This window comes from Actinoplanes sp. NPDC048988 (assembly GCF_043197815.1).
Taxonomy (GTDB): Bacteria; Actinomycetota; Actinomycetes; order Mycobacteriales; family Micromonosporaceae; genus Actinoplanes.
Map to the genome: position 1 here is coordinate 24,774 of NZ_JBICTW010000014.1, position 22,240 is coordinate 47,013.

At 72.3% G+C, this 22,240-nt stretch carries 27 protein-coding genes; 12 read left to right on the forward strand and 15 right to left on the reverse strand.

What is annotated here, in order from left to right:
- Window positions 1–51: 51 nt before the first annotated feature.
- On the reverse strand, window positions 52–699 hold the full coding sequence (locus ACGFJ7_RS33425) for a PRC and DUF2382 domain-containing protein (RefSeq protein WP_360254604.1): 648 nt from the start codon (window positions 697–699) through the stop codon (window positions 52–54).
- 110 nt (window positions 700–809) lie between these two features.
- On the opposite strand from ACGFJ7_RS33425, the gene ACGFJ7_RS33430 reads away from it, so the two are divergent.
- The gene (locus ACGFJ7_RS33430; RefSeq protein ID WP_392645738.1) at window positions 810–1,622 is read left to right on the forward strand and encodes a DUF2382 domain-containing protein; all 813 of its coding nucleotides are present in this window, start codon (window positions 810–812) and stop codon (window positions 1,620–1,622) included.
- Here the strand turns inward: ACGFJ7_RS33430 and ACGFJ7_RS33435 are convergent.
- The 3 genes from ACGFJ7_RS33435 to ACGFJ7_RS33445 all read right to left on the reverse strand — a co-directional run bounded on the left by ACGFJ7_RS33435 (window position 1,615) and on the right by ACGFJ7_RS33445 (window position 4,487).
- Window positions 1,615–1,932, reverse strand: coding sequence for a DUF6401 family natural product biosynthesis protein (locus tag ACGFJ7_RS33435; protein ID WP_392645739.1), 318 nt, complete (start codon window positions 1,930–1,932; stop codon window positions 1,615–1,617). The two genes, ACGFJ7_RS33430 and ACGFJ7_RS33435, sit on opposite strands and share 8 nt — an antisense overlap.
- An 89-nt stretch (window positions 1,933–2,021) precedes the next feature.
- Window positions 2,022–3,026, reverse strand: coding sequence for a nitronate monooxygenase (locus ACGFJ7_RS33440; RefSeq protein ID WP_392645741.1), 1,005 nt, complete (start codon window positions 3,024–3,026; stop codon window positions 2,022–2,024).
- 9 nt (window positions 3,027–3,035) lie between these two features.
- Window positions 3,036–4,487, reverse strand: a complete 1,452-nt coding sequence (locus ACGFJ7_RS33445; RefSeq protein ID WP_392645743.1) for a GNAT family N-acetyltransferase — start codon at window positions 4,485–4,487, stop codon at window positions 3,036–3,038.
- A 70-nt stretch (window positions 4,488–4,557) separates the two neighbouring features.
- Between ACGFJ7_RS33445 and ACGFJ7_RS33450 the strand changes: the two genes are divergently transcribed.
- Window positions 4,558–5,190 carry an HD domain-containing protein gene (locus tag ACGFJ7_RS33450; RefSeq protein ID WP_360254614.1) on the forward strand — a complete coding sequence of 211 codons (633 nt, stop codon included), beginning with the start codon at window positions 4,558–4,560 and terminating at the stop codon, window positions 5,188–5,190.
- A 52-nt stretch (window positions 5,191–5,242) separates the two neighbouring features.
- Window positions 5,243–6,025, forward strand: a complete 783-nt coding sequence (locus ACGFJ7_RS33455) for an alcohol dehydrogenase catalytic domain-containing protein (RefSeq protein ID WP_360254616.1) — start codon at window positions 5,243–5,245, stop codon at window positions 6,023–6,025.
- Here ACGFJ7_RS33455 and ACGFJ7_RS33460 read toward each other — a convergent pair.
- The gene (locus ACGFJ7_RS33460; RefSeq protein ID WP_360254618.1) at window positions 5,992–6,939 is read right to left on the reverse strand and encodes a LysR family transcriptional regulator; all 948 of its coding nucleotides are present in this window, start codon (window positions 6,937–6,939) and stop codon (window positions 5,992–5,994) included. The genes ACGFJ7_RS33455 and ACGFJ7_RS33460 overlap by 34 nt on opposite strands.
- Window positions 6,940–7,033: 94 nt before the next feature.
- On the opposite strand from ACGFJ7_RS33460, the gene ACGFJ7_RS33465 reads away from it, so the two are divergent.
- Window positions 7,034–7,504: a cupin domain-containing protein gene (locus ACGFJ7_RS33465; RefSeq protein ID WP_392645745.1), complete on the forward strand. Its 471-nt coding sequence runs from the start codon at window positions 7,034–7,036 to the stop codon at window positions 7,502–7,504.
- Window positions 7,505–7,736: 232 nt separating this feature from the next.
- Here the strand turns inward: ACGFJ7_RS33465 and ACGFJ7_RS33470 are convergent, their stop codons facing one another.
- Window positions 7,737–8,468 (reverse strand): SDR family NAD(P)-dependent oxidoreductase, encoded by a 732-nt coding sequence (locus ACGFJ7_RS33470; protein WP_392645747.1) that lies wholly within the window; start codon window positions 8,466–8,468, stop codon window positions 7,737–7,739.
- 68 nt (window positions 8,469–8,536) lie between these two features.
- Between ACGFJ7_RS33470 and ACGFJ7_RS33475 the strand changes: the two genes are divergently transcribed.
- On the forward strand, window positions 8,537–8,791 hold the full coding sequence (locus ACGFJ7_RS33475; protein ID WP_392645749.1) for an NUDIX domain-containing protein: 255 nt from the start codon (window positions 8,537–8,539) through the stop codon (window positions 8,789–8,791).
- Here ACGFJ7_RS33475 and ACGFJ7_RS33480 read toward each other — a convergent pair.
- Genes ACGFJ7_RS33480 through ACGFJ7_RS33500 form a run of 5 tightly spaced genes read right to left on the reverse strand, consistent with a single transcriptional unit; the run spans window position 8,756 to window position 13,600 of the window.
- Window positions 8,756–9,481 (reverse strand): hypothetical protein, encoded by a 726-nt coding sequence (locus tag ACGFJ7_RS33480; RefSeq protein WP_392645750.1) that lies wholly within the window; start codon window positions 9,479–9,481, stop codon window positions 8,756–8,758. The two genes, ACGFJ7_RS33475 and ACGFJ7_RS33480, sit on opposite strands and share 36 nt — an antisense overlap.
- 3 nt (window positions 9,482–9,484) lie before the next feature.
- On the reverse strand, window positions 9,485–10,756 hold the full coding sequence (locus ACGFJ7_RS33485) for an enolase C-terminal domain-like protein (protein WP_392645751.1): 1,272 nt from the start codon (window positions 10,754–10,756) through the stop codon (window positions 9,485–9,487).
- On the reverse strand, window positions 10,753–11,577 hold the full coding sequence (locus tag ACGFJ7_RS33490; protein ID WP_360254628.1) for an amidohydrolase family protein: 825 nt from the start codon (window positions 11,575–11,577) through the stop codon (window positions 10,753–10,755). Before ACGFJ7_RS33490 ends, ACGFJ7_RS33485 begins: the two co-directional genes overlap by 4 nt.
- On the reverse strand, window positions 11,574–12,518 hold the full coding sequence (locus tag ACGFJ7_RS33495; protein ID WP_392645752.1) for an aldo/keto reductase: 945 nt from the start codon (window positions 12,516–12,518) through the stop codon (window positions 11,574–11,576). The genes ACGFJ7_RS33490 and ACGFJ7_RS33495 overlap by 4 nt, the downstream gene beginning before the upstream one ends.
- On the reverse strand, window positions 12,515–13,600 hold the full coding sequence (locus ACGFJ7_RS33500) for a mandelate racemase/muconate lactonizing enzyme family protein (protein ID WP_360254632.1): 1,086 nt from the start codon (window positions 13,598–13,600) through the stop codon (window positions 12,515–12,517). Before ACGFJ7_RS33500 ends, ACGFJ7_RS33495 begins: the two co-directional genes overlap by 4 nt.
- A 64-nt stretch (window positions 13,601–13,664) precedes the next feature.
- On the opposite strand from ACGFJ7_RS33500, the gene ACGFJ7_RS33505 reads away from it, so the two are divergent.
- From ACGFJ7_RS33505 to ACGFJ7_RS33520, 4 genes are all read left to right on the forward strand, one after another.
- Window positions 13,665–14,321: a GntR family transcriptional regulator gene (locus ACGFJ7_RS33505; RefSeq protein WP_392645754.1), complete on the forward strand. Its 657-nt coding sequence runs from the start codon at window positions 13,665–13,667 to the stop codon at window positions 14,319–14,321.
- 10 nt (window positions 14,322–14,331) lie between these two features.
- Window positions 14,332–14,700 carry a VOC family protein gene (locus ACGFJ7_RS33510; RefSeq protein WP_392645756.1) on the forward strand — a complete coding sequence of 123 codons (369 nt, stop codon included), beginning with the start codon at window positions 14,332–14,334 and terminating at the stop codon, window positions 14,698–14,700.
- Between the two features lie 96 nt (window positions 14,701–14,796).
- The gene (locus ACGFJ7_RS33515) at window positions 14,797–15,225 is read left to right on the forward strand and encodes an SRPBCC domain-containing protein (protein WP_360254638.1); all 429 of its coding nucleotides are present in this window, start codon (window positions 14,797–14,799) and stop codon (window positions 15,223–15,225) included.
- Window positions 15,218–15,535, forward strand: a complete 318-nt coding sequence (locus tag ACGFJ7_RS33520) for an ArsR/SmtB family transcription factor (protein WP_392645758.1) — start codon at window positions 15,218–15,220, stop codon at window positions 15,533–15,535. Before ACGFJ7_RS33515 ends, ACGFJ7_RS33520 begins: the two co-directional genes overlap by 8 nt.
- Here the strand turns inward: ACGFJ7_RS33520 and ACGFJ7_RS33525 are convergent.
- On the reverse strand, window positions 15,523–17,562 hold the full coding sequence (locus ACGFJ7_RS33525; RefSeq protein ID WP_392645760.1) for a discoidin domain-containing protein: 2,040 nt from the start codon (window positions 17,560–17,562) through the stop codon (window positions 15,523–15,525). The two genes, ACGFJ7_RS33520 and ACGFJ7_RS33525, sit on opposite strands and share 13 nt — an antisense overlap.
- 184 nt (window positions 17,563–17,746) lie before the next feature.
- Between ACGFJ7_RS33525 and ACGFJ7_RS33530 the strand changes: the two genes are divergently transcribed.
- Window positions 17,747–19,141: an alpha/beta hydrolase family protein gene (locus ACGFJ7_RS33530; protein WP_392645761.1), complete on the forward strand. Its 1,395-nt coding sequence runs from the start codon at window positions 17,747–17,749 to the stop codon at window positions 19,139–19,141.
- A 253-nt stretch (window positions 19,142–19,394) separates the two neighbouring features.
- Here ACGFJ7_RS33530 and ACGFJ7_RS33535 read toward each other — a convergent pair whose 3' ends face one another.
- Together ACGFJ7_RS33535 and ACGFJ7_RS33540 are read right to left on the reverse strand one after the other, a co-directional pair.
- Window positions 19,395–19,709, reverse strand: a complete 315-nt coding sequence (locus tag ACGFJ7_RS33535; RefSeq protein ID WP_360254646.1) for a transcriptional regulator — start codon at window positions 19,707–19,709, stop codon at window positions 19,395–19,397.
- A complete protein-coding gene (locus ACGFJ7_RS33540; RefSeq protein WP_392645763.1) occupies window positions 19,706–20,170 on the reverse strand; it encodes a hypothetical protein in 465 nt (154 codons plus the stop codon). The genes ACGFJ7_RS33535 and ACGFJ7_RS33540 overlap by 4 nt, the downstream gene beginning before the upstream one ends.
- A gap of 82 nt (window positions 20,171–20,252) precedes the next feature.
- Here ACGFJ7_RS33540 and def point away from each other — a divergent pair, with 82 nt between their 5' ends.
- Window positions 20,253–20,789, forward strand: coding sequence for a peptide deformylase (def, locus tag ACGFJ7_RS33545; protein ID WP_392645765.1), 537 nt, complete (start codon window positions 20,253–20,255; stop codon window positions 20,787–20,789).
- Here the strand turns inward: def and ACGFJ7_RS33550 are convergent.
- The gene (locus tag ACGFJ7_RS33550; protein WP_392645767.1) at window positions 20,776–21,429 is read right to left on the reverse strand and encodes an alpha/beta fold hydrolase; all 654 of its coding nucleotides are present in this window, start codon (window positions 21,427–21,429) and stop codon (window positions 20,776–20,778) included. The two genes, def and ACGFJ7_RS33550, sit on opposite strands and share 14 nt — an antisense overlap.
- Before the next feature lie 80 nt (window positions 21,430–21,509).
- Between ACGFJ7_RS33550 and ACGFJ7_RS33555 the strand changes: the two genes are divergently transcribed.
- Complete coding sequence (locus tag ACGFJ7_RS33555) at window positions 21,510–22,133, forward strand: TetR/AcrR family transcriptional regulator (RefSeq protein WP_392645769.1); 624 nt, start codon at window positions 21,510–21,512, stop codon at window positions 22,131–22,133.
- The last annotated feature ends 107 nt before the right edge of the window (window positions 22,134–22,240 follow it).

Here is a 22,240-nt window from a genome sequence, read left to right on the forward strand (position 1 = left end):
TGCCCGCGCGCCTTTACGGGGACGCGCTCAATAAACTGCGATAATCATTTATCAGGCCGGCGGCTCGTATTCGATCTGTTCTTTGTGGACCGGAGCGGAAATGGTCTCCTCGTCGGTCACGGTCTCTTTGCGCAGGCGGACCCGCTCGACCGGCACCTTCTCGGTGGTGACCACGGGGCGTTCGGCGTAGAGGGTCGTGTCGGTGGCCGGAGCGTCGGGGGCGTCGACCGGCACGCGCTCCAGCCGTACCTCCTCGCGGGTCACCGGGACGGTCACCTGACGTTCCTCGGTGACCACGTACTTGCGGAGACGGACCTTGGTCACGGGCTCTTCCCGTACGCCGGTGACCAGCCGTTCCTCCGAGCGGGTCATGGCGTCGTCGCTGGTCGGGGAGCCGTAGTGCGCCTGGAGGCGGTCCGCGTCGGCGTACTCCAAAGGCCCGTCGGTGTCCACCATGGGCGCGGCCCGGACCAGGGCTTCGCCGACCGCCACCCGCAGTCGCCCGGCGTCGAGGCGGGCGCCGCGCAGGGGCACGAAAGACTCCTGGAACGTCAGCGCTCCGGTGCGGACGGTCACCCACAGTGGCTCGCCGCCGTGCGGGTCGAGGTAGATCTGGCCGACCGGGCCGAGGCGCCGGTCCGCATTGTCGTAGACCTCGGCGCCGCTCAGGTTGTCAAGATCTTCCCGTGAGATCGCCATTATCGGGTGATACCCACGAGACCGCGTAAAACACTTTAGAAATCGCATGCATGGCGGCAAAGGCGGCGGGTACGGATTGGGGCATACCCAGCTCCAAGGAGGACCCCCTGATGATTACTCTGGACCAGGTTCGCGCCCTGAGCGGACACGACGTGTACGGCCCCGACGGCGACAAGATCGGCAGTGTCGGGCAGGTGTGGGAGGACGGCTCCGGGCAGCCCACGTGGGCGAGCGTCAAGACCGGGCTGTTCGGCCTCAAGGAGTCGTTCGTGCCGCTGAGCCAGGCCGACCTTCAGGGTGACCGGCTGGTGCTGCCGTTCGACAAGGCCAAGGTGAAGGACGCCCCCAACGTGGACGCGTCGCACGACGAGCCGCTGACCAACGACGACGTCGAGCGGCTGTACGAGTACTACGGGCTCAGCTGGCAGGACAGCAACCGGGCGTACGAGGCCGGCGCGGCCGCCGGAAACGCCAACTACACCGGCGCGACGGTGCGTGCGGACGACAACTACGACAACTACACGGCCCGGCACGACGACGGGGCGATGACCCGCTCCGAGGAGCGCCTCGAGGCCGGGACGCGGCGCGAGGAGGCCGGCCGGGCCCGCCTGCGCAAGTACGTGGTGACCGAGCAGCAGCAGGCCACCATCCCGGTCGAGCGCGAGGAGGTGCGCCTCGAGCGCGAGCCGATCACCGACGCCAACCGGGACGCCGCGTTCGCCGGCCCCGACCTCACCGAGTCGGAGCACGAGGTCACCCTGCACGCCGAGCGCCCGGTCGTGGAGACCGAGACGGTGCCGGTCGAGCGGGTCCGCCTGAACAAGGAGACCGTGACCGACGAGGAGACCGTCAGCGGCGAGGTGCGCAAGGAGCGCATCGAGGCCGACCTGCCGGGCGAGGGCGACAACCGCCGGTTCAGCTGAGGCGGGCGGCCAGGACGCAGACCGCGAGCAGGTGCAGCGAGGGCCAGGAGGCGCCCTCCCACCCGTTCGCGGTCTCGTCGGCCGACCAGCCTTTGGCCATGACCGTGTCGGCGACCCCGTCGGCGTAGGCGGCGAGCGCCTCCGGCTGTGGGTGCCCGATGGTGTCGCGGATCTGCGCGATGTGCTGATCGACGGCCGCGGCCAGGCCGGGCCGTGACCGCATGGCCTCCATGCCGTCGGCGCCGAGCCGCTGGGACCACTGGGCCAGGGCCAGCCAGGCCGCCGTGGTCACCCGCTGCCTCATTTCCATGACCAGCGACCGTACGGGCCGTCCCCGCCCCCGGCAAGGTCCACAACCGGCATTCGGTCCGTTCGGCCGAATCCTTCCGGGCGACCCGGTTACGGCGTGAGCGCTCTGATCAGCTCCGCGACCGGGCCCGGGTGGGCGGCCGCGAATCCGGTGCCCGCCCACAGGTTCAAGGCCGCCGCGTCACCGGCCGCCGCGGCGGCGGCGCGGATCGGGGCGGTGAGGTGATGGACGGCCGGATAGCCGATCGGCGCCACCTCGGAGTAGGTGTCGATGAACCGATTACGCAGCCCCCGGGCCGGGTGGCCGGTGAACGCCCTGGTCACGGCCGTCTCCCGGTAGTCGCCGGAGAGCATGGCCGCCTGCTGGGCCGGGCGGGTGCCGGCCTCGTCGGCCAGCAGGAAGAAGGTGCCGGCCTGAACCGCGGCCGCCCCGGCCGAGAGCAGGGCCGCCACGTCGGCCGCCGAGCCGGTGCCACCGGCCGCGACGACCGGCAGCGAGCTCACCCCGAGCACGTCGGCCAGCACCTCGGGCGCCGTGGTGTGCCCGAGATAAGCGGCCGGATCGGTGGTGGAGGCGTGCCCGCCGGCCGTCCCGGCCTGGGCGATCAGCGCGTCCGGTTCGCCGGCCAGCGCGCGGGCGGCCTCGTCGCGATCGGTCACCGTGATCAGCACCCGGGACCCGGCGTCCCGTAGCGCGGCGATCGCCCCGGTTGGCGGAACCCCGAACGTGAAGCTGACGAACGGCACCGCGTACCGCTCGGCGAGGGCCAGCTTGGCGCCGAAATGGTCGTCATCGGCGAGGCGCGGCGGCGGCAGCTCCACCCCGTAGCGGGCCGCCTCGGCCGCCAGCGTCTCCCGGTAGCGCCGGATCGGTTCCGCGTCCGCGGGTGACGGCGTCGGAACGAAGATATTGAGGCCGTACGGGACTTCGGCGCGGCGTACGGCCCGCAACTCCGCCTCGACCGCCTCCGGCGTCTTGTATCCGGCGGCCAGGAAGCCGAGTGCGCCGGCCTTCCCGGCCGCGACGACCAGGTCCGCCGTGGTGGGCCCGCCCGCCATCGGCGCGACGACGACGGGACCGGGCAGTTCGAGCATGAACCGACCCTACGACGTGGGCCCGGCCGAGGACGGAGTCGGCTTGACGTAGCGGTGGCAGGGCACGCCGATCGTGCCGCCCGGGTACCTGGCCTGGTAGGTGAAGGGGCCGTCGTCGGCCCAGCCGCGCCGCTCGTAGAAGCGCCGGGCCCGCGCGTTGCCGGCCACCACGGCGAGCCAGGCCGTCGCGTGGCCGCCCGCGGCGACCTGCCGCTCCGCCTCGTCGAGGAGGTCGGCCGCCACGCCGCTGCCGCGACTGGCCGCGGCCACGTAGACCTGCTCGACCTCGTCGCCGTCCACGGTCACGAAGCCCACTGTGGCGCCGTCGGCCACCGCCACCGTCGTCCGGGAGACCATCGCGGCGGCGCGGGTGCGGAAGGACTCGCCGGTACGTACCGGAATCAGCTCCTCGGGCACGTGACCCCGGTGCCCGTCGCGCCACCCCGATTCCCAGATCCGGGCGATCGTGGGAACGTCCTCGTCGCGGGCTGGCCGCAGTTCCGCCGGCATGCGCCGACCGTACCGGAACCGCTGTTGATAGGCGCGCGGCGAGACGCCGATCCGGCCGATGACGGCCCGCCGCAACGTCTCCGGGCTGCCGATGCCGGTGCGCCGGGCGGTGGCCGTCACGGAATGGCCCTCGGTGAGCAGGCGCAGGGCGGCGTCGACCCGGACCGATTCGACGTACCGGGCCGGGCTGGTGCCGAGCTCGCCGCGGAACAGCCGGGACAGGTGACGCCGGCTGACACTGATTCTCGCGGCCAGGGCGGGGATTGCGTGGTCGCCGGCCGGGTCGGCGGCGACGGCGTCGGTCAGCTCCCGCAGTTTCGGGGTGGTCGGGCGGGGCAGCGCCAGCGAGGGCGAGAACTGGGACTGGCCGCCGGGGCGCTGGAGGAAGACGACCAGTTCCCGCGCGACCGTACGGGCGGTCTGCTCGCCGTTGTCCCGCTCGACCAGGGCGAGGGCCAGGTCGATGCCGGCCGAGACCCCGGCCGAGGTGTAGACGGCGCCGTCGGCGACGAACAGGGCGTCCGGCTCGACGGCGATGCCCGGATAGGCGGCGCCGAGCAGCCGCGCGTGACGCCAGTGCGTGGTCGCGCGGCGGCCGTCGAGCAGACCCGCCGCCGCGAGCAGGAAGGCCCCCGTACACACGGAAGCCGTTCTTCCCGCACTTTCCGAGAGCAGCCGGGCGGCATCGATCAGCGGTTGCGGGATCGGCGTCACGGGCAGGGCGTCGCCGCCGACGATGAGCGCGGTGCCGACGTCCCTCGCCTCGTGGGCGGGGCCGTCGACCGGCACGCGCACGCCCGTCGAGCTCACCACGTCACGCCCGTCGGGCGAGCGCACCTCGAGCTCATAGCCGCCGGCCTCGGCGAACACCTCCAGCGGCCCGGCCAGGTCGAGCATCTTCATGCCGTCGAAGACGAGCGCGACGACCCTGTGCACGATGCGGCCTCCCATGTCCCGATCCGAGGCAAGCATGGCAGGAAGGACACGGCGGCGCGGCCGTCCCCCGCGTGAGAGTGGGCACATGAACATCGCCGGAATCGCCATTCCCGACTCCCCGCTCGCCCGCGAGGCCACCGCGCTGGTCCGCGAGGCCGCCGACGACCTGCTCTTCCACCACTCCCACCGGGTCTTCCTGTTCGGGTCGCTGCGGGGGATCCGGCTCGGGCTTCAGGCCCGACCCGAGTTGCTGTACGTGGGCGCGCTGTTCCACGACCTCGGCCTGACCCCGCGCTACCGGCGCGACGACCAGCGTTTCGAGATGGACGGCGCCGACGAGGCCCGCCGGTTCCTGCTCGCCCACGGCATCGGGCCGGACGAGGCCCGCGTCGTCTGGGAAGCGGTGGCGCTGCACACCACGCCCGAGATCCCGTACCGGCTGGAGCCGGAGGTCGCCCTGGTCACCGCGGGCGTGGAGACCGACGTGCTGGGCCTCGGGCTGGGCGAGCTCGACCCGGCGGCCGTACGGGCGGTGGTCGAGGCCCATCCGCGACCGGGCTTCAAGAAGGCCATCGTCGACGCCTTCGCCGAGGGCTTCCGCCACCGGCCGGACACCACGTTCGGCACGGTGAACGGCGACGTCCTCGAACACCGCGTCCCCGGCTACCGGCACATCGACTTCGTGGACGTGATCGAGAACTCCGCCTGGCCCTCGTGACCTCCGTCTCGCCCACCGGTCGAACGGCCGCCGGGCGGGGAAGCATCTCAGCATGCGATCAGTAGTGGAACGGGACGTTCCCATGCCGGGGGCCGGGGAGATCCGGGTCCGGATGCACGTCGTGGGTGTGATCCCGGCGGACGCCGGCTCGGGGCGGACCACCGGCGTGCCCGGGCAGGACGGCGCGGGCGTGGTCGACGCGGTCGGCCCGGACGTGCCCGGGCCGGCGGTGGGTGACCTCGTCTGGGTCTGGGGCGCGCAGGGGACAGCACAGGAGTACGTGGTCCTGCCACGCCGCCACGTCGTGCCGCTGCCCCCGGGCGTCTCGTTCGACGTGGGCGCCTCGCTCGGTGTTCCGGCGCTGACCGCCCACCGGGCGCTCACCATGGCCGGCGACGAGCCGCGGCGGCTGGTGCCGGGAGCGCTCACCGGCCGGGTGGTCCTGGTGCCGGGGGCGGCCGGGGCGGTGGAGAACGCCGCCATCCAGCTCGCCTCGTGGGCGGGGGCGCACGTCGTGGTCACCGTCGCCTCCCCGGCCGAGGCGGAGCTGGCGCGGGCCGCCGGCGCCGACCACGTCCGTCTTCCGGAACCGGATGGCGGCGGCGGGCTTTCCGAGCCGCCGGACATCGTCGTGGACGTGGCCGCGGCCGGGTCCATGACGGAGGAGCAGCGGGACGAGGCGGTGGCGTCGGTGAGCGCGGCCGTGGCCGCGCACCGGCTGCGGGCCGGCGCCGGGGCCGGGCTGCCGGTCACGCGGTTCCCGCTGGCCGAGGCCGCGGCCGCCGTCGAGACGGCCGCCGGTCAGGCCGCCGGGCGGGTGCTCATCGACATCTGAGCCCGCCACACCTCCGGGTGCCGGCCGGTCAGGACACGGGCCGCGGCCCGGCAGCCGTCGACGAAGTCGAGGACCGCCGGGTCGCTCTCGTCACGGCGCCACAGCACGCTCATCCGCCCGCTCACGCCCGGCACCGGCACGAACCGCAGATCCGGGTAGCGGCCCAGCCGGAACGAGGCGGGCACCACCGAGACGCCGAGGCCGTCGGCGACCAGATCGGGCACGGCGGCCGGCGCGGTCGGCACCGGGCTCAGCTCGACCAGGGCGGCCCGGGCGGCGGCGTCGAGCTTGGCCCAGCAGTGCGCCCGCTCCCGCACCGGGAACAACAGCGGATCACCGGCGAGCGCGCCGAGCGGGATCAGATCGCGTTCCGCGTACGGGTGCCCGGCCGCGACCGCGGCCACCGACGGCTCGTCGGCGAGAACCTCACCCCGTACCTCAGCCGAATCCGGCGGCCCCCAGCTGAGCGCCGCGTCGATCGTGCCGGCGGCCAGCGCGGCGCTCTGCTTGTCGTCGTCCACGTCCACCACCACGACCCGTACCTCGGGCCGGGCCGTCTTCAACCGCCGGATCGCCTCGGCGAGCAGGCCGCCCGGCGGGCTCGGCAGGGGAGCGGCGACCGTGATGCTCCGGCTCCCGGCGACGGCGGCCGCCCGCGCCGTCCGCACCACCCGCTCGTTCTGGGCGAGGGCCCGCTCAGCCTCCGGCACCACGGCCCGCCCGGCCGCGGTCAGGGTGGCGCCGGCCGGCGTACGGTCGAAGAGAAGGACCCCCAACTGGCGTTCCAATTGCTGGATCTGGCGGCTGAGGGCGGGTTGAGCAAGGCGCAGCCGCTGCGAAGCGCGCCCGAAATGCCCCTCCGCGGCCACCGCGAGGAAGGACCGCAGCAGCCGGGGTTCGAGGTCTGAGGTCACCCCGCCGAAGCTACCCGCGCCGATGCCGGCGCGGCATGGCCCGATCGCGAATCGGACTTGGACGTCTGCCCCTCCGGACAGGTTCGCTGGTGACATGACCTACGTAACCGGCTCTTTCGCCAAGCCCGTCGTGACCGACCCGCAGACCCGCGAGGCCGTGAACTTCCTCGGCGGCCTGATCAGCATGCGGGCGACCTGGGCCGACACCGACGGCGGCTTCGCCGTCCTCGAACACAACGGCGAGCGCGGCTACATGTCCCCGCTGCACCTGCACGAGGCCGACGAGGAGACCTTCCTGGTCCTGGAGGGCACGCTCCGCGTCGAGGTCGGCCCCGACGTTCACCACGTCGGGGCGGGCGGCCTGGCCCTGCTCCCTCGCGGCCTCGCCCACGGCTTCGTGGTGACGTCCCCGCAGGCCCGCTTCCTGACCCTGCACACACCGGCCGGCTTCGACCGCTTCGTGGCCGAGGTCGGCGCCACCACCCCACCCCCGACCCCGGCCGAACTGACCCGCCTGGCCGCCACCCACGGCGTCCAGATCGTCGGCCCGCCGCTGCTGCCCTGACCGCCGCCTCTGATGTGGCGCCGTTCCCACCACCGAACGCGCCGATGCGGGGGAGACCGAGCATGCCTGCTTGGGCGTCGGCCTTTCCCGCCCGAGCGGCCAGGAGCGCCTGCCCGGCCGCTCGGCGTGGTCGCCGAGGCGTTCGCTGACCGCGGCGACCTCGGCCGAGCTCACCGCGACCCCTCCGGCGATGGCGTTCCCTCCGCAGCCGCACGGACAGGGGACGGGCTGGTCAGGCGGTGAAGCCGCCGTCCACGTTGAGGGTGGCGCCGGTGATGTAACGAGCCTCGGGGCTGGCCAGGAAGGCCACGGCGGCGGCCACGTCGGGTGGGGTGGCGTAGTGGCCGACGGCGGTCAGAGCGGTGACGGCGGCGGCGTTCGGGCCGCCGGCCGGGTTGAGGTCGGTGTCGGTGGGGCCGGGGTTGACCAGGTTGACGGTGATGGCGCGGCCGCCGAGTTCGCGGCCGAGGGACTTGGTGAGGCCGGTCAGGGCCGTCTTGCTCATGGCGTAGAGGGAGAAGCCGGGGAAGACGGCGCGTTCGGCCATGTTGCTGCCGATGTTGATGACGCGGCCGCCGGGCGGCAGGTGGCGGGCCGCCGCCTGGCAGGCCAGGAACGGGGCCCGGATGTTGACCGCGATGGTCTGTTCGAGGTCGTCCGGGGTCAGCTCTTCGAGCGGGCCCAGCCGGAAGGCGCCCGCGTTGTTGACGAGGATGTCGAGCCGCCCCAGCTCGCCGGCTGCCCGATCGACGGCGCCGATCACCGCTGTGGGATCGGCGCTGTCCGCTCGCAGGGCGAGGGCCCGCCGTCCCACGGCCTTGATACGGTCGGCCACGGCTTCGGCACTGTCCTGATCATGGTGGTATGTCAACGCGATGTCGGCACCGCCCTCGGCCAGCCGCAGTGCCACGGCGGCGCCGATCCCGCGGCCGCCGCCCGTCACGAGTGCCACTTTTTCGTCCATGACCCCAGCCTGGCCGACGCGTGCGGTGGGGTCTGGCGGGGATCGGACGCGACGGTAAGGGCGGCCGCGTGCGGGACAAGAGCGAGCGGGTTCCCCGGGCGGTCGCGGTGGTTCTCGACGGGCGCCGGGTGCTGGTCATCAAAAGGTTTCTGCGGCTCGACGACGACTGTCCCATGTGTGCGGACGCCGGGTGGCAAGGGCCGAACTGTCCGGGGCACCACTACGCGGTGCTGCCCGGTGGCCACGTCGAGGCGGGTGAGAGCGCCGCCGAAGCGGCCCTGCGGCGCTCAACCTTCACCCGGCCGATGTTCGGGGGCCGCTGACGGCGTTGCTGGTGGGTTAGGGGCCGAGGGGCGGCCGGCGACCAGGTCGGCGAGGCCGAGGCCCCAGTGGCCGAAGCGGGCGTCCAGGCCGTCGGCGCGGGCCTGGGCGCGGGCGCGGCGGGCCGCGTCGTAGCGTTTGCGGGACCAGGCCGAGGTGGGGCGGGCCAGGCGGACGGCGCCGATCCAGGCCACCGGGGGCAGGAAGGCGCCCAGGACCGCTGTCGAATACTTTCCCTTGCGTACGCAGATGAGCAGCGCCCCGACGTGCACGAGCGCCGCCGGTACCACCGCCAGGTGGCCGGTGCCGCCGGCGAGCGGGTTCAAGCCGAGCAGCACCAGGCCGAGCACGCTCAGCGTCAGCGCCACGATCCGTACGGACAGCTGCCCCTGCGGCGACCAGTACACGTCCTGCAGGTGCAGGATCAGCGCGAACTCGTCGAGGATCAGCGACGACCCGGACCCGATGAGCACGGCCGCCACGTCAGCCCACGGCCGGCGCCCGCCCACCGCCACCGACAGGTAGGCGCCGGCCAGCGTCAGGACGATGCCGGGCACCGCGTGATGGATGTGGACGCCGCCCGAGACGTTGTTGCGGAACGGCCCCACCCCGGCCCGGATCATCCGGGTGATGGCGCGCGTCGCCACGAACGTCACCAGGAACGACACGAACAGCAGGGCGAAGGGCGTCATGGCTCAGGCCCACTCGGGCCCGTCGGGGAACGAGTACCGGGCGATCGACGACGGGAGCATCTGCGCGGAGAAGCCCGGCGCGGACGGGGCCTGGTAGGCGCCGTCGCGGATGACCACCGGGTCGGTGAAGTGCTCGTGGAGGTGGTCGACGTACTCGATGACCCGGTTGTCGAGGCGGCCCGAGACGGCCACGAAGTCGAACATCGACAGGTGCTGGACGACCTCGCAGAGGCCGACGCCGCCGGCGTGCGGGCAGACCGGCTTGCCGAACTTGGCCGCCAGCAACAGGATGGCCAGGTTCTCGTTGACGCCGGCCACCCGGCAGGCGTCGATCTGCACGAAGTCGACCGCCTCGGCCTGCAGCAGCTGTTTGAAGACGATGCGGTTCTGCACGTGTTCGCCGGTGGCCACCGGCACGCCGGCGCCGCGCCGGATCGCCGCGTGCCCGAGGATGTCGTCGGGGCTGGTCGGCTCCTCGATCCACCACGGGTCGTACGGGGCCAGCGCGGCCATCCAGTCGATCGCCTCGGTCACGTCCCAGCGCTGGTTGGCGTCGACCGCGATGCGGATGCTGTCGCCCACGACCGAGCGGGCCAGCCGCATCCGCCGTACGTCGTCGGCGAGGTCGGCGCCCACCTTCAGTTTGATCTGCTGGTAGCCGTCCGCTACGGCCTCCCGGGCCAGGCGTTCGAGTTTGGCGTCGTCGTAGCCGAGCCAGCCGGGGGAGGTCGTGTAGGCGGGGTAGCCGTGTCGCTGCAGGTAGGCGATGCGGTCGTCCCGGCCCTCGCGGGCGTTCTGGAGGATGGACAGCGCTTCGGCGGGGGTGAGGGCGTCGCTGAGGTAGCGCCAGTCGACCATGTCGACGATCCGCGCCGGTTCCAGCGAGGCCAGGTAACGCCACAGCGGAAGGCCGGCGGCCCGCGCGGCCAGGTCCCAGGCCGCGTTGACGAGGGCGGCCGTGGCCAGGCTGGTGACGCCCTTCTCCGGGCCGAGCCAGCGGATCTGCGAGTCGTGGGTCAGCCGGCGGGAGAACTCACCGAGGTCGCTCGCGTCCTGCCCGACCACGAACGGGGCCAGGGCGTCGATCGCGGCCCGGACCACCTCGTTGCCGCGGCCGATGGTGAAGGTGAACCCGTAGCCTTCGGCGCCCGATTCGGTGCGCAGCACCACGTAGGCGGCCGAGTAGTCGGGGTCGGGGTTCATCGCGTCGGAGCCGTCCAATTCGCGCGAGGTGGGGAATCGTACGTCGTACGTCTCGATTGCGGCGATCTTCACAGCTGGTGCTCCAAGCGGTAGGTGCGGACGGCGGTGCCGCCGAAGACGTCCTCGGGCGTCCCGCCGAGGATTTCCACCAGGGCGGCCCTCACCTCGGCGTAGGTGGCGGCCAGCTCGCAGACCGGCCAGTCCGAGCCGAACATCAGCCGGTCCGTGCCGAACAGGGCGACGGCGGTCTCCACGTACGGTCCGAGGTCGCCGGCCGTCCAGTTCCGGTGGTCCGCCTCGGTGACCAGGCCGGAGAGCTTGGCCACGACGTTCGGGCACGCGGCCACGGGCGCGATGAGGTCGCGCCAGGCGGCGAGCCCGCCGGTCGCGATGGCGGGCTTGCCCAGGTGGTCGAGGACGAACACCGAGTCCGGGAAGGCGGCCGCGGCCCGGGCCACCGACGGCAGCTGGTCGGCGGTGACGACCAGTTCGTTCACCAGGCCGGCGGCGGCGACCGCGGCCAGCCCGGCGTGCAGCCCGTCGAGGTGTTCCGGTCCGTGGCCCTGCACCTGGTCGCGGATGCCGGCCAGGAGGTGCCCGCCGGTGCCGGCCCGGTGGCTTTCGATGGTCGCGGCCAGCCGCGGCGAGGCGAGCGAGGCCCAGCCGACGACGCCCGCGATCTCCGGCGTCGCGTCGGCGATCGCCAGGAACGCCGTGGTCTCGGCGTCGTCGCCCCGGCCGGCCTCGACCAGCACGGTCCGGTCGACGCCGGCGGTTGCGAGCGCCGCCCGCAGATCGTCCACCGTGTAGTCGCGGCGGATCCGGGCCAGCGAAGGGTCCTGGAGCCAGGCGTAGTCGGCGGTCCAGAGGTGGTGGTGGGCGTCGATGATCACGCGTCGAGTTCCTTCCACAGCTCCTCCGGGATGGGCAGGGTCGCCATCTTCACCGCGTCCTCGACCTCGTCCGGCGAACGGACGCCCACGAGCACGCAGGTGACGGCCGGATGACGGAACGGGAACTGCAGAGCGGCCGCGCGCAGCGGAACCCGGTACCCGGCGCAGATCCGCTGCATCGCGAGGGCCCGGTCCAGGGTCTCCCGATCCACCGGCGCGTAGTCGAACGTGGCGTCCGGGGAAGGGTCGGCCAGCAGTCCCGAGTTGAAGACGCCGGCCGCGATGACCGACACGCCACGGGAGAGGCAGAGCGGCAGCAGTTCATCGGCGCCGGAGCGGTCCAGCAGCGTGTACCGGCCGGCCAGCAGCACGCTGTCGAGCTGCCCGGTGCGGACGAAGCCGGCCAGCATCGCGGCCTGGTTCATGCCGGCCGACACGGCGCCGATCCGGCCCTCCGCCCGCATCTTCACCAGCTGTGGCAGGGCTTCCGCCGACGCCGCCGCCCAGTGGTCGTCCGGGTCGTGCAGATGCACGATGTCGGCGCTGTCCAGGCCGAGACGGGCCAGGCTTTCCTCGTACGACGTCACAACTCCCGAGGCGCTGAAGTCGAACACCGGGGAGACGTCGGCCGCCTCGGCCCAGATGCCCTGATCCTCTCCGCCGCCCGGCCGCAGCAGCCGGCCGACCTTCGTGGACAGCGCGAAGTCGGACCGCTTCTTGCGGGAGAGCACGTGACCGGCTCGCGACTCGGTCAGCCCGTTGCCGTAGAGCGGCGCCACGTCGAAGTAGCGGATCCCCAGATCCCAGCCGCGTTCGACGGTCGCGTACGCCTGCTCCGCGCTCACCGGCGAGTAGAGACCGCCGATCGGCGCCAGCCCGAGTCCCAGCCGGGTCACCTCGACCCCGGTGCTGCCGATGGGGATCCGTTCGATCGGGTTCATCGCTTCCTCCGGTCGTCGATCGCGTCGCGGTCCCAGGCGATGCCGAGCCCGGGCGCCGACGGGGCCAGGGCGTTACCGTCCTCGACGGCGATCTCGTCGCGGGTGATGGCCCGCAACTGTGGGATGTGCTCGAGGTAGCGGCTGTTCGGCACCGCGCAGCACAGGCTGATGTGCAACTCCATCAGGAAGTGCGGGCAGACCACGATGTTCGCCGCCTCGGCCAGGTGCGCCACCTTCAGCCACGGCGTGATGCCGCCGATCCGGGCCACGTCGACCTGGATGACGCCGGCCGCGCCGCGGCGCACGTACTCGGCGAACTGGCCGGGCGCGTACAGGGACTCACCGACCGCGACCGGGATCGTCGTGTTGCCGGACAGGGCCTCGTGCCCGGCGACGTCCTCGGCCGGCAGTGGCTCCTCGAACCAGTACGGGTCGTACGGCTCCAGCAGCTTGGCCCGGCGGATGGCGTCGCTCGCGGTCAGCGCCTGGTTGGCATCGAGCATGACATCGAAGTCGTCGCCGACCGCGGCCCGCACGGCCCCGACCCGCTCGGCGTCCTCGCGGGGTGACCGGCCCACCTTCATCTTGATGCCCGGCCACCCCGCCTTCTTACTGGTGAGCGCGCCGGATACCAGCTCCTCGGTGGTGAGCTGGAGCCAGCCGCCCTCGGTGTCGTACAGCGGAATGCGGTCCTTGGCCCCGCCGGCCAGCACCCACAGCGGCTGCCCGGCCTCCCGGCACCGCAGGTCCCACAGCGCGGTGTCGACAGCGGCCAGCGCCAGGGACGTGATGGCGCCGACGGTGGTCGCCTTCGTGTGCAGGAACAGGTCGCGCCACACCGCCTCCACGCGCCGCGGGTCCTGCCCGGGCAGCCGGGGCAGCAGATAGTCGCGCAGCAGCGCGAGCACGGCGGTGCCGCCGGTGCCGATCGTGTACGTGTAGCCGGTGCCCTCGCCGCCGTCGTCGGTGCGGATCTCGACGAACACGGTCTCCTGCGCCAGGAACGTCTGAAGGGCGTCGGTACGTAACGTCTCGACCGGGATGTCGATGAGGTACGCCTCGGCGTGGGTGATGACGGGCACGGGGGCTCCCTAATCGCTCGCGACCGGCTCGCACGCGGTTTCGTAGATCCTATAGGATATTCCCATGACGCTGCCAAGGCTCAAGCGCTCGACTCTCGGCGACGATGTCTACGACTCGCTCCGCTCGGCCGTCCTCGAGCACGTCATGAAGCCCGGCGACCGGGTCAACATCGACGCGCTGGCCCGCGACCTCGAGGTCTCACCCACGCCCGTGCGAGAGGCGCTGGCCCGCCTGGAGTCCGAGGGCCTGGTCCGCAAGCGCCCCCTGGCCGGCTACACGGTGAGCCCGCTGCTGACCCGCGCCGAGTTCACCGACATGTTCGACCTGCGGCTGCTGCTGGAGTGCGCGGCCGCCCGCTGGGCCGCCTCCCGGGCGACGCCGGAGCAGTGCTCCGCGCTGGTCGCCGAGGCGGCGAGAACCATCGAGCCGGGCGACGACCGCAAGTGGCACGCGGCGTTCACGGCCCTCGACGCCCGCCTGCACGACCTCGTGGCGGAGGCCTCGGGCAGCCCTCTGCTGCGCGAGAGCATCACCAGGCTGCACGCCCACCTGCATTTGCACAGGCGTTATTTCCCGTACGCCCAGACGGCCGTCACCAACGACGAGCATCAGCGGATCGCCGCGGCCATCGACAGCGCCGACCCCGACGCCGCCGAGGAGGCGATGCGCCGGCATCTGACCCGAGCCCGCGAACGGCATCTGGTCGCCTTCCAGGACTAGCCTGCTGGAGATGGAGCTGGTGGTGGTTGTCGACTGTTCCGACCTCGATCGGTCGGCCACGTTCTGGTGCGGCGTTCTCGGGTACCGGGCCGAGCCCAACTCGTCCGGCCGGTACCGGTCGCTGACGCCCCTGGACGGCCCCGGCCCCGAGGTGCTGCTCCAGCGGGTGGCCGAGTCCAAGGTCGCCAAGAACCGAGTGCATCTGGACCTGCGCGTACCCGACTTCGCCGCGGAAACGGCCAGAGTGGTGGCGCCCGGCGCCCGGCGCATCACGGACGACCCGGTTCGGGAGGACGGCTGGACCTGGCACGTGCTCGCCGATCCGGACGGCAACGAGTTCTGCGTGCTTCAGCCTCCCGGCCGCGCACCCCAGTCCTGAGGACGCTTCGCGGGCGGTGAGCGCGAAGGCGTTGCATGCGGTGGATGTCTTACCGTACGGTAATGCATTACCAGACGGTAAGACGAAGGAGCTGACATGCCGGAAGTCGTGCGTTCCATCGAGATCTCGCGTCCGCCGAGCGCGGTGTGGCGACTGCTGTCCACAGCGGACGGCCTGCGCGAGTGGCTCTCGCCCGAGGTGCAGATCGACCTGCGGGTCGGCGGGGCCTACCGGATGCCGGGCGGGGACGGGGAGACCTGGATCAGCGGAGTGGTGCTCGAGCTGGTCCCCGAGGGGCGGCTGGTCCTGTCCTGGCTCGAGGAAGGGGCGGGCTGGGCGCATCCGGGCCGGCTCGTCGTCGCGCTGGAGGCGGTGCCGAACGGGACGCGGGTCGATCTGGTGCACGACGGGTTCGCGGGGATCGGCAAGGCCGACTGGCAGGGGACGCTTGAGGCGTACGAGCGTGGCGCCGACAAGCATCAGGTGTTGCGGCGCCTGTCGGCGGCGGTGGGCGGCGGTGTCTGAGGAGGAACTGTTCCGGGCGATGGCCGACCCGACCCGGCGCCGCATCCTCGATCTGCTCGCCGAGCACGGGAGGCTGAGCGTCAGCGAGCTCGCCGCCCACTTCCCGGGGCTGGTCACCTCCGGCATCTCCAAGCATCTGATGGCCCTGCGGGCGGCGGGTCTGGTGACCGCCACCCGGCAGGGACGCCATCAGTTCTATGCCATCGACGGCGAGGCGATGTCGCGGGCCATGGCGCCGTGGGTGGCGCGGTACGAGGCGTACTGGACGGGTGCCCTGGACCGTCTCAAGAACGCGGCTCAGGAGGAATAGACCTCCAAGGCCGACAGCTGGCCGGCGGGCCACCCGGTGTTGCCGGTGAAAGTCGCGCGGACCGAGCGGGCCTGAGTGGGCGGGCACGTGATGGACACCGTGTTGCCCGAGGCGGGATCGAAGACGCGCGGGGCGGCGGCGGACAGGGTCGTCGAGCCGTCCGAGAGGGCCACGGTCTGGGTGCGGGCGCCCCACGACGGCGGCAGCTTGAGGACGACGCGGGAAACTGTCGTCGCGGCGCCCAGGTCGACCTGTATCCATTGCGGGAACGCATTGTTGGCGCTCTCCCAGTACGTGCCGGCGTCGCCGTCGACCGCGTGGCCGGAGGCGTAGTTCTGCACGGAGGCGCTTGCCGTGGTCGCGCGCCCGCGGGCGACGTCGGTCGCGGGCGGGGGCGTGCTGTCGGCGTACACCTGCAATTGGGAGATCTGCGCCGCCGGCCAGCCGGAGTTGCCGCTGAAGGTGAGCCGGAGGTTGCGGACCGCGGCGCCGGACAGCGTGATGGTGACGGCGTTTCCGGACGCCGGATCGAAGGTGTACGTGGTGGCGGCGCCGCCCTGGACGGCGATGGTCTGGGTGCGGCGTTCCCAGCCGGCCGGCAGGCGCAGCACCACGCGGGTGACGGCGTAGGCGGCGCCCAGGTCCACTTCGAACCATTGCGGGAACGCGCCGCCGCTCTCCCAATAGGTGGCGGCGCTGCCGTCGACGGCGTTGGCGGCCGCGAAGGAACCGTTGGTGCTGCTGGCGTTCACCGCCTTGCCGGCGGCGAGATCGCCGGTGGGTTGCGGTGGGGTGGTCAGCGTCGGCGTGGTCGGCCGTACGGCGGTGAGGGCGAGCTGGCCCTTGAGCATGCGGCCGCCGTCGGTGGTGATGCGCAGGTAGTAGTCGGACGAGCAGAAGGTGCCGTCCTCGTCCAGCGCGCGGATCCCCGAACCGGCCGGCACGGAGGCGGCCGTCTCGGCGGTCTTGGCGATCTGGTTGCCTTCGTTGAACTCGTCGAACATCGACACGTACAGGCCCTGGGCGCCCAGGCGCACCATGTTGTAGATGCTGCGCCAGTAGAAGTCGCCGTGCCGGCGGTGGCCCGAGGAGAGGTCGCCGGGCAGCACGCACGGCTGGTAGTCGATGCCGTGGGCGTTGCAGTCGGCCTGGTCGCCGGTGTTCACGTTGGCCAGGAACCAGTCGAGGCCGTCGAGGGTGCCGGTGCGGCCGACCATCCACGGCGACAGCATGTGGAACGCGTGGTAGACGTCGAGGAAGCCGGTGCGGCTGTCGTTCTTGCCCTCACGCCAGTAGGTGGGCACGCCGCCGATCACGTACAGGCCCTGGGCCTTGAGCCAGTTGACCACGTCGAGGCAGGCGGCCGGGGTGAACGGGCGGCCGTCGTCGTCGAAGCCGAAACCCCAGACGCAGACGACCGGCTTGCCGTTCTGCCGCGCGTAGGCCGGGGAGGCGGTGTGCGCCGACATCTTGGTGGTCCAGTCCGTCTTGAGCTCGGACTGCATGTTCGTCCAGCCGGTGACGTCGTACATGATGTAGAACTTGCGGCCGGTCGCCTCGGCCGCCGCGCGCACCTTGCGGGCCATGGCGTCGCGGGTGGGGCCCTCGTCGCCGACCGGGTTGAACCGTTGCAGGGCCGCGGTGTCGATGCCGTAGGTGCGCATCCACGCGAAGTGGGTGTCGACGGTCTGCTGGTCGTACGAGGAGAACAGCGCCGCCGGGCTGCCGTTCCCCAGAGGGGGATAGGCCGTCGGGTACGTCTGGGTGAAGTCCCGGAGGTCGGGCCAGGACACGATCGTGGTGTTGCTGGGTGACGGCGGCTGGAAACGGTCGCGGCTCCAGTGCCACCAGCCGCCGATCGGCGCGCCGTCGCCCGGACAGGAGAACCAGCCCTGATAGCCGACGCTGATCTTCCCGACGACGTCGCCGGCGGGGGAGGCGGCGAGCGCGGGGCTGAGGTCGGTGAGCAGCGTGGCGGCGGAGCCGGCGGCGGCCGCCGACAAGAGGGCACGACGAGTGAGCGGCATGGGGACTCCAGGCGATCCGGGGACGGGGATGGGGAACCGGATCGACGGTCATCATGACGTGCGACTTCACAGGACCGCAATAGTTGGACTCATTGATGAAAAAATCCGACGGCACGTTTCCGGGAGTGTGCGCGAGGGGCGAGGATCGATACCGTCGCTTGTGCTTTCAGGCAGGCGGATGTTGATGGTGGCGTTGATCGCGGCGGTCCTGGGCGCCACCGGGCTGGGACTGGTGGCGTCGGCCGGTGGTGCGGCGACGCCGGGACGGGAGGTGGTCGAGGGGGTGCCGCTGTACGAGACGCATCCGGCCGGCCTCAAACCGGGGGAGCGGCGGCCCGGCGTGGTCGTCGCCCACGGGTACGCGGGGTCGGCGAAGCTGATGATGCCGTTCGCGGACACGCTGGCCGCCCGCGGATACGTGGTGGTCCTGCTCGACTTCGCCGGCCACGGAGTCAACCCGGCGGCGCGGACCGGTAACGCGGCCCTGCAGCGGGAACTCGAGGTGGCGGTGACTCACCTGCGCGGGCTGCCCGACGTGGACGGCGCGCGGATCGCGTTGGTGGGTCACTCGATGGGCGCGTCGGCGGTCACCGAATACGCGGCCGCACATCCGGAAATCGTGACCACCACGGCCATCTCGCTGCCCGCGGTACCCGACGGGCAACCAAAGAATCTGCTGTTGCTGGTCGGCGGGAACGAGTTTCCGGGCTTCCGGACGACAGCCACCGAGGCGGCCGCGCGGATCGCGGACAGCCGGGCCGTGACGATCCCCGGCGTGGAACACATCTCCATCCTGTACGCGCCCCGGACGCACCGGGAGACCATCGACTGGCTGGACCAGCACTTCGGCGGTCCGATCACACGGGCGGCGATCCCGTCGCCGCTGCACCGGATGGCGGGCGCCGGCCTGCTGTTCGCCGGGTTCCTGGTAGGCCTGTATCCGCTGGCGCGCCTGCTCTTCCGCGGCTCAACCCCGCGGGCTCGCTTCCGGCCGATCCTGCTGCTGCCCATCGCGGGCGGCGCGGTCGTGGCGGCCCTGGTGGCGGCCGTGCTGCCGACGTCGTGGTTCCCGCTCGACTCGGGCGACTACGCGGTCGCCTTCACGTTCCTGCTCGGCACGCTCCTGCTCATCGTGGCGCGCCGAGGCCCGGCGACGCCACGGGGAAGCGTGCTCGCGGCGGTGGCGCTCGTGCTCTACGCGGCGGCGACGATCGTCATCCCGCTGCAGCTGGGCTTCACGAACGTCTGGCCGGCCGGCGCCCGGTGGTGGCTGCTGCCGGTGGTGTGGGCGGGTTTCGCTCTGCTGTCCTACGCCGCCGAGCGCCTCACCCGGGGCAGCACGCTCGGCGTCCTCGCGGTCGCGGCGGCCACGGTCGCCGCCCTCACCGCGGCGGCGGTACTGGGCCTGACCAACGGGTTCCTCCTGCTGGTCGTCCCCCTGCTGGCCGTGCTGCTGGTACTGCAGGCGGGCTGGAGCGCCCTGCTCAACCGCCTGGCCGCCCCCAGCTGGGCGATCGCGCTGGCCGGCTCGCTGCTGGTGGCATGGCCGATCGCCGCCACGCTGCCGATCACGGCGTGACGACCGGTCTTCCCAAACCACCGATACACGCGAAAGACGCCCCACGGCCTCGACCGGCGGTGAGGTCGCGCCGCGCCCCCGGGTTGGCCACAGTGCGGTTGGGGGGCCGAGAAGGCGTACCTCTAGGTGACTGTTTTTGTTGGGTGTGTCCACGGTGATCTTCCGCGCTGCGGGATGGCCGCCGGGCGGCCGTCGCGCGACAGCAACGCCGCACCATGCGACAAGCCCGAGCTGCACCCCTCGAAAACACCCGCTAAGGGGTTATCTCGAGTCCCGCCCGCGAGACGATCTCCTGCAGAGCCGCGACATGGGCGGCGAACGCCTCGCGGCCGGTCGGGGTCAGGCGGGCTGAGGTGCGCGGGCGTTTGCCGACGAAGGACTTGCGGATGTCGATGTAGCCCGCGTCCTCCAAGGTGGTCAGTTGCTTCGACAAGGCCGAGTCGGAGAGGCCGGTCTGCTCGCGGAGGAACTTGAAGTCGGCCCACTCGGCGGCGGTCAGCAGGCTCACCAGGGCCAGACGGGTGGGCGCGTGGATGAGGTCGTCGAAGCGCGGCTCGACGCCGGTCACCGGGCGCCGGCCAGTGGGCGGGAGAGCATGAGGCGGCGCAGGTACGCCATCAGGCGCGGGCCGCCGAAGGCCATGCCCAGGGCTACCGGAACCGCGGCGATCGTGGCCGGGTGGGGGAGGCCTAGAGCCTGGAGGGTGAAGGCCAGGCCGAGGCCGAGGGCGACCAGGGTGAGGGCGAACCCGGCGATGGCGAGAGCGCCGCGTGGGCCCAGGAGGGCGTTGCGGACCTGGACGCGGGAGCGGAAGGCGACCACGCCGATGACGGCGGACAGGCCGGCGCCGTAGAGGGCCGAACCGGTGGCGATCAGCCATGGGACCCCGCTCTCGACGGCGGCCACGAACAGCAGCATGAGGGCGCCGACGGTGGGCCAGAACCAGGTGGGAACCAGGGTGGAGGTGACGACCTGGTCGCGGCGGATGCGGACCTCGGCCAGGGCGAGTTCGGCGTCGATGGGATCCATGGTTTGAAGTATCGGCCAGTACTTTCCTGCTTGGCAAGTACTTTCCCGAATGACCTTCGCAGGACAGAGGTACGTTTCTTCCATGACCGTTGTGTCCATTCGGAAGGTCGGCGATCCGGTGCTGCGCCGGGTCGCCGACCCCGTCACCAGTTTCGACGCCGAGCTGCGCAAGCTCGTCCGCGACCTCAACGAGACCCTGGCCGGCTCGCGCGGCGCCGGCCTGGCCGCACCGCAGATCGGGGTGGGACTGCGCGTCTTCGCCATCAACCCCGACCTGCCGGGCAACGACGCCGGACTCGACCACCTGATCAACCCGGTGCTCGAGTTTCCCGACGAGGAGGAACAGGACGGCCCCGAGGGCTGCCTGTCGATCCCCGGCGTCTACCTCGACACCAAGCGCCGCATGAACGTGGCGGCCAAGGGCTTCACCGAGCACGGTGACCCGGTGCAGATCGTGGGGACGGGTCTGCTGGCGCGCTGCGTCCAGCACGAGACCGACCACCTCGACGGCGTCCTGTTCATCGATCGTCAGGACGCGGCCGGGCGCGAGCGGCTGCTGGCCACCCTCCGCGAGGCCGCGTGGTTCGGCGACATCCAGCTCAAGGTCAGTCCGCACTGACGATCTCGTCGATGAGCTTCGCCAGCTCGGCGGGCATCGACAGGTGCGGCGAGTGTGAGCTCGCCAGGTGGCGTACGTCCTGTGCCCGCTTGGTGAGCTCTTTCTGCACCTCGACCGAGAGTGAGCGGTCGAGGTCCGTGACGACGTAGGTGGACGGGACGTCGTGCCAGACCGCCCGGGTGACCTGGGTGGCGAACGACGCGTGGGTCTGGCCGACGAGATCCGCCACGGCCGCGTCCGCGTCCGCGACGTCGGCGTAGAGGGCGTTCCGGGGGTCCTCCGGCAGCGGGAAGAGCCCCGAGCCGTCGGCCGGCTGGGGCATGCCGAGCATCGTGTACATCGACTCGCCCACGTCGGGCACGAAGGCCGCCAGGTAGATGACACGCTCGACGCCGGCCGCGGCCTCGGTGACCGGGATGCCCCCGTAGGAGTGCGCCACGACGACGACCTCGCCGTCGATCGCGTCGAGCGCCGCGCGGATGACGGCCGCGTCGTCGTGCGCGTCGCCGGTGGGGTCGGCGCCGGCGCTGGGCAGGGCCGGCGTCACCGTCTCGTACCCCCGCCCGCGCAGCTCTTCCTCGAGTTCGCGCCAGGTGCTGGGCTGGTGCCAGGCGCCGTGGACGAGCATCACCGTCGTCATGGGGTCCTCTTTCGGAGACACTGTGTCGGACACGGTGTCCGACGCGGAGAACCGTACATCCGGCGATCTAGGATCGGGTTATGCCGTCCACCACACGCCGCCCCTCGGGCGGGCCCGGCCGGCGCGCCGCCGTGCAGGCGCGGATCGTGGCCGCCACCGAGCGGCTGCTGGCCGGCGGAGCGACCTTCACCGAGCTCGGGGTGCAGCGCATCGCGGCCGAGGCCGGGGTGGCGCGCTCGACGTTCTACCTGCACTTCCGCGACAAGAGCGAGCTCGCCCTGAGCCTGGCCGGTGGCCTCGCGGGCGCGGCTTTCGCGATCATGGAGAAGTGGGATCCGGGTGCGCCGGACGCGCTGGCGGCGTTCGAGCGCACGATGGCCGAGGTGATCAGGTTCTATCGCGAGCGGCCGGCCGCCCTGGCCGCCGTGCTCGAGGTGACGGCCTACGACGAGGCCGTGCGTGACGCGTGGGCCGGTCAGCTCGACCAGTTCGCCGGGCTGGCCGCCCGGCTCCTCGCGGCCGAGCAGGCGGCCGGGCGCACGACGGCCGGCCTCGAGCCGGCCGCGGCGAGCCGGCTCATGATCTACGGCGGGATGCAGGCCATCGCCCACCAGGTCGCCGCCGGCGCGCCCGAGGAGGACGGCGCTGTCGCGCGGGAGCTGGCCCGGCTTCAGTGGTACGGAACGTTCAGGCGGCCCGCCTGAGGGCGTCGACCCCGAGGTCGAGGGCGGATCCGAGATATCCGTACGGCCGGTGTTGCTCAGCAGCAGGACGCCGCCCTGGACGCCGGCGATCAGGCCGGCGGCCGCGC

Coding starts and splice junctions, on each gene's coding strand:
- ACGFJ7_RS33425 (WP_360254604.1), bottom strand. CDS start 699: ATGGCGATCTCACGGGAAGATCTTGACAACCTGAGCGGCGCCGAGGTC.
- ACGFJ7_RS33430 (WP_392645738.1), top strand. CDS start 810: ATGATTACTCTGGACCAGGTTCGCGCCCTGAGCGGACACGACGTGTAC.
- ACGFJ7_RS33435 (WP_392645739.1), bottom strand. CDS start 1,932: ATGGAAATGAGGCAGCGGGTGACCACGGCGGCCTGGCTGGCCCTGGCC.
- ACGFJ7_RS33440 (WP_392645741.1), bottom strand. CDS start 3,026: ATGCTCGAACTGCCCGGTCCCGTCGTCGTCGCGCCGATGGCGGGCGGG.
- ACGFJ7_RS33445 (WP_392645743.1), bottom strand. CDS start 4,487: ATGGGAGGCCGCATCGTGCACAGGGTCGTCGCGCTCGTCTTCGACGGC.
- ACGFJ7_RS33450 (WP_360254614.1), top strand. CDS start 4,558: ATGAACATCGCCGGAATCGCCATTCCCGACTCCCCGCTCGCCCGCGAG.
- ACGFJ7_RS33455 (WP_360254616.1), top strand. CDS start 5,243: ATGCGATCAGTAGTGGAACGGGACGTTCCCATGCCGGGGGCCGGGGAG.
- ACGFJ7_RS33465 (WP_392645745.1), top strand. CDS start 7,034: ATGACCTACGTAACCGGCTCTTTCGCCAAGCCCGTCGTGACCGACCCG.
- ACGFJ7_RS33470 (WP_392645747.1), bottom strand. CDS start 8,468: ATGGACGAAAAAGTGGCACTCGTGACGGGCGGCGGCCGCGGGATCGGC.
- ACGFJ7_RS33480 (WP_392645750.1), bottom strand. CDS start 9,481: ATGACGCCCTTCGCCCTGCTGTTCGTGTCGTTCCTGGTGACGTTCGTG.
- ACGFJ7_RS33495 (WP_392645752.1), bottom strand. CDS start 12,518: ATGAACCCGATCGAACGGATCCCCATCGGCAGCACCGGGGTCGAGGTG.
- ACGFJ7_RS33505 (WP_392645754.1), top strand. CDS start 13,665: ATGACGCTGCCAAGGCTCAAGCGCTCGACTCTCGGCGACGATGTCTAC.
- ACGFJ7_RS33510 (WP_392645756.1), top strand. CDS start 14,332: ATGGAGCTGGTGGTGGTTGTCGACTGTTCCGACCTCGATCGGTCGGCC.
- ACGFJ7_RS33515 (WP_360254638.1), top strand. CDS start 14,797: ATGCCGGAAGTCGTGCGTTCCATCGAGATCTCGCGTCCGCCGAGCGCG.
- ACGFJ7_RS33525 (WP_392645760.1), bottom strand. CDS start 17,562: ATGCCGCTCACTCGTCGTGCCCTCTTGTCGGCGGCCGCCGCCGGCTCC.
- ACGFJ7_RS33530 (WP_392645761.1), top strand. CDS start 17,747: ATGGTGGCGTTGATCGCGGCGGTCCTGGGCGCCACCGGGCTGGGACTG.
- ACGFJ7_RS33540 (WP_392645763.1), bottom strand. CDS start 20,170: ATGGATCCCATCGACGCCGAACTCGCCCTGGCCGAGGTCCGCATCCGC.
- def (WP_392645765.1), top strand. CDS start 20,253: ATGACCGTTGTGTCCATTCGGAAGGTCGGCGATCCGGTGCTGCGCCGG.
- ACGFJ7_RS33550 (WP_392645767.1), bottom strand. CDS start 21,429: ATGACGACGGTGATGCTCGTCCACGGCGCCTGGCACCAGCCCAGCACC.
- ACGFJ7_RS33555 (WP_392645769.1), top strand. CDS start 21,510: ATGCCGTCCACCACACGCCGCCCCTCGGGCGGGCCCGGCCGGCGCGCC.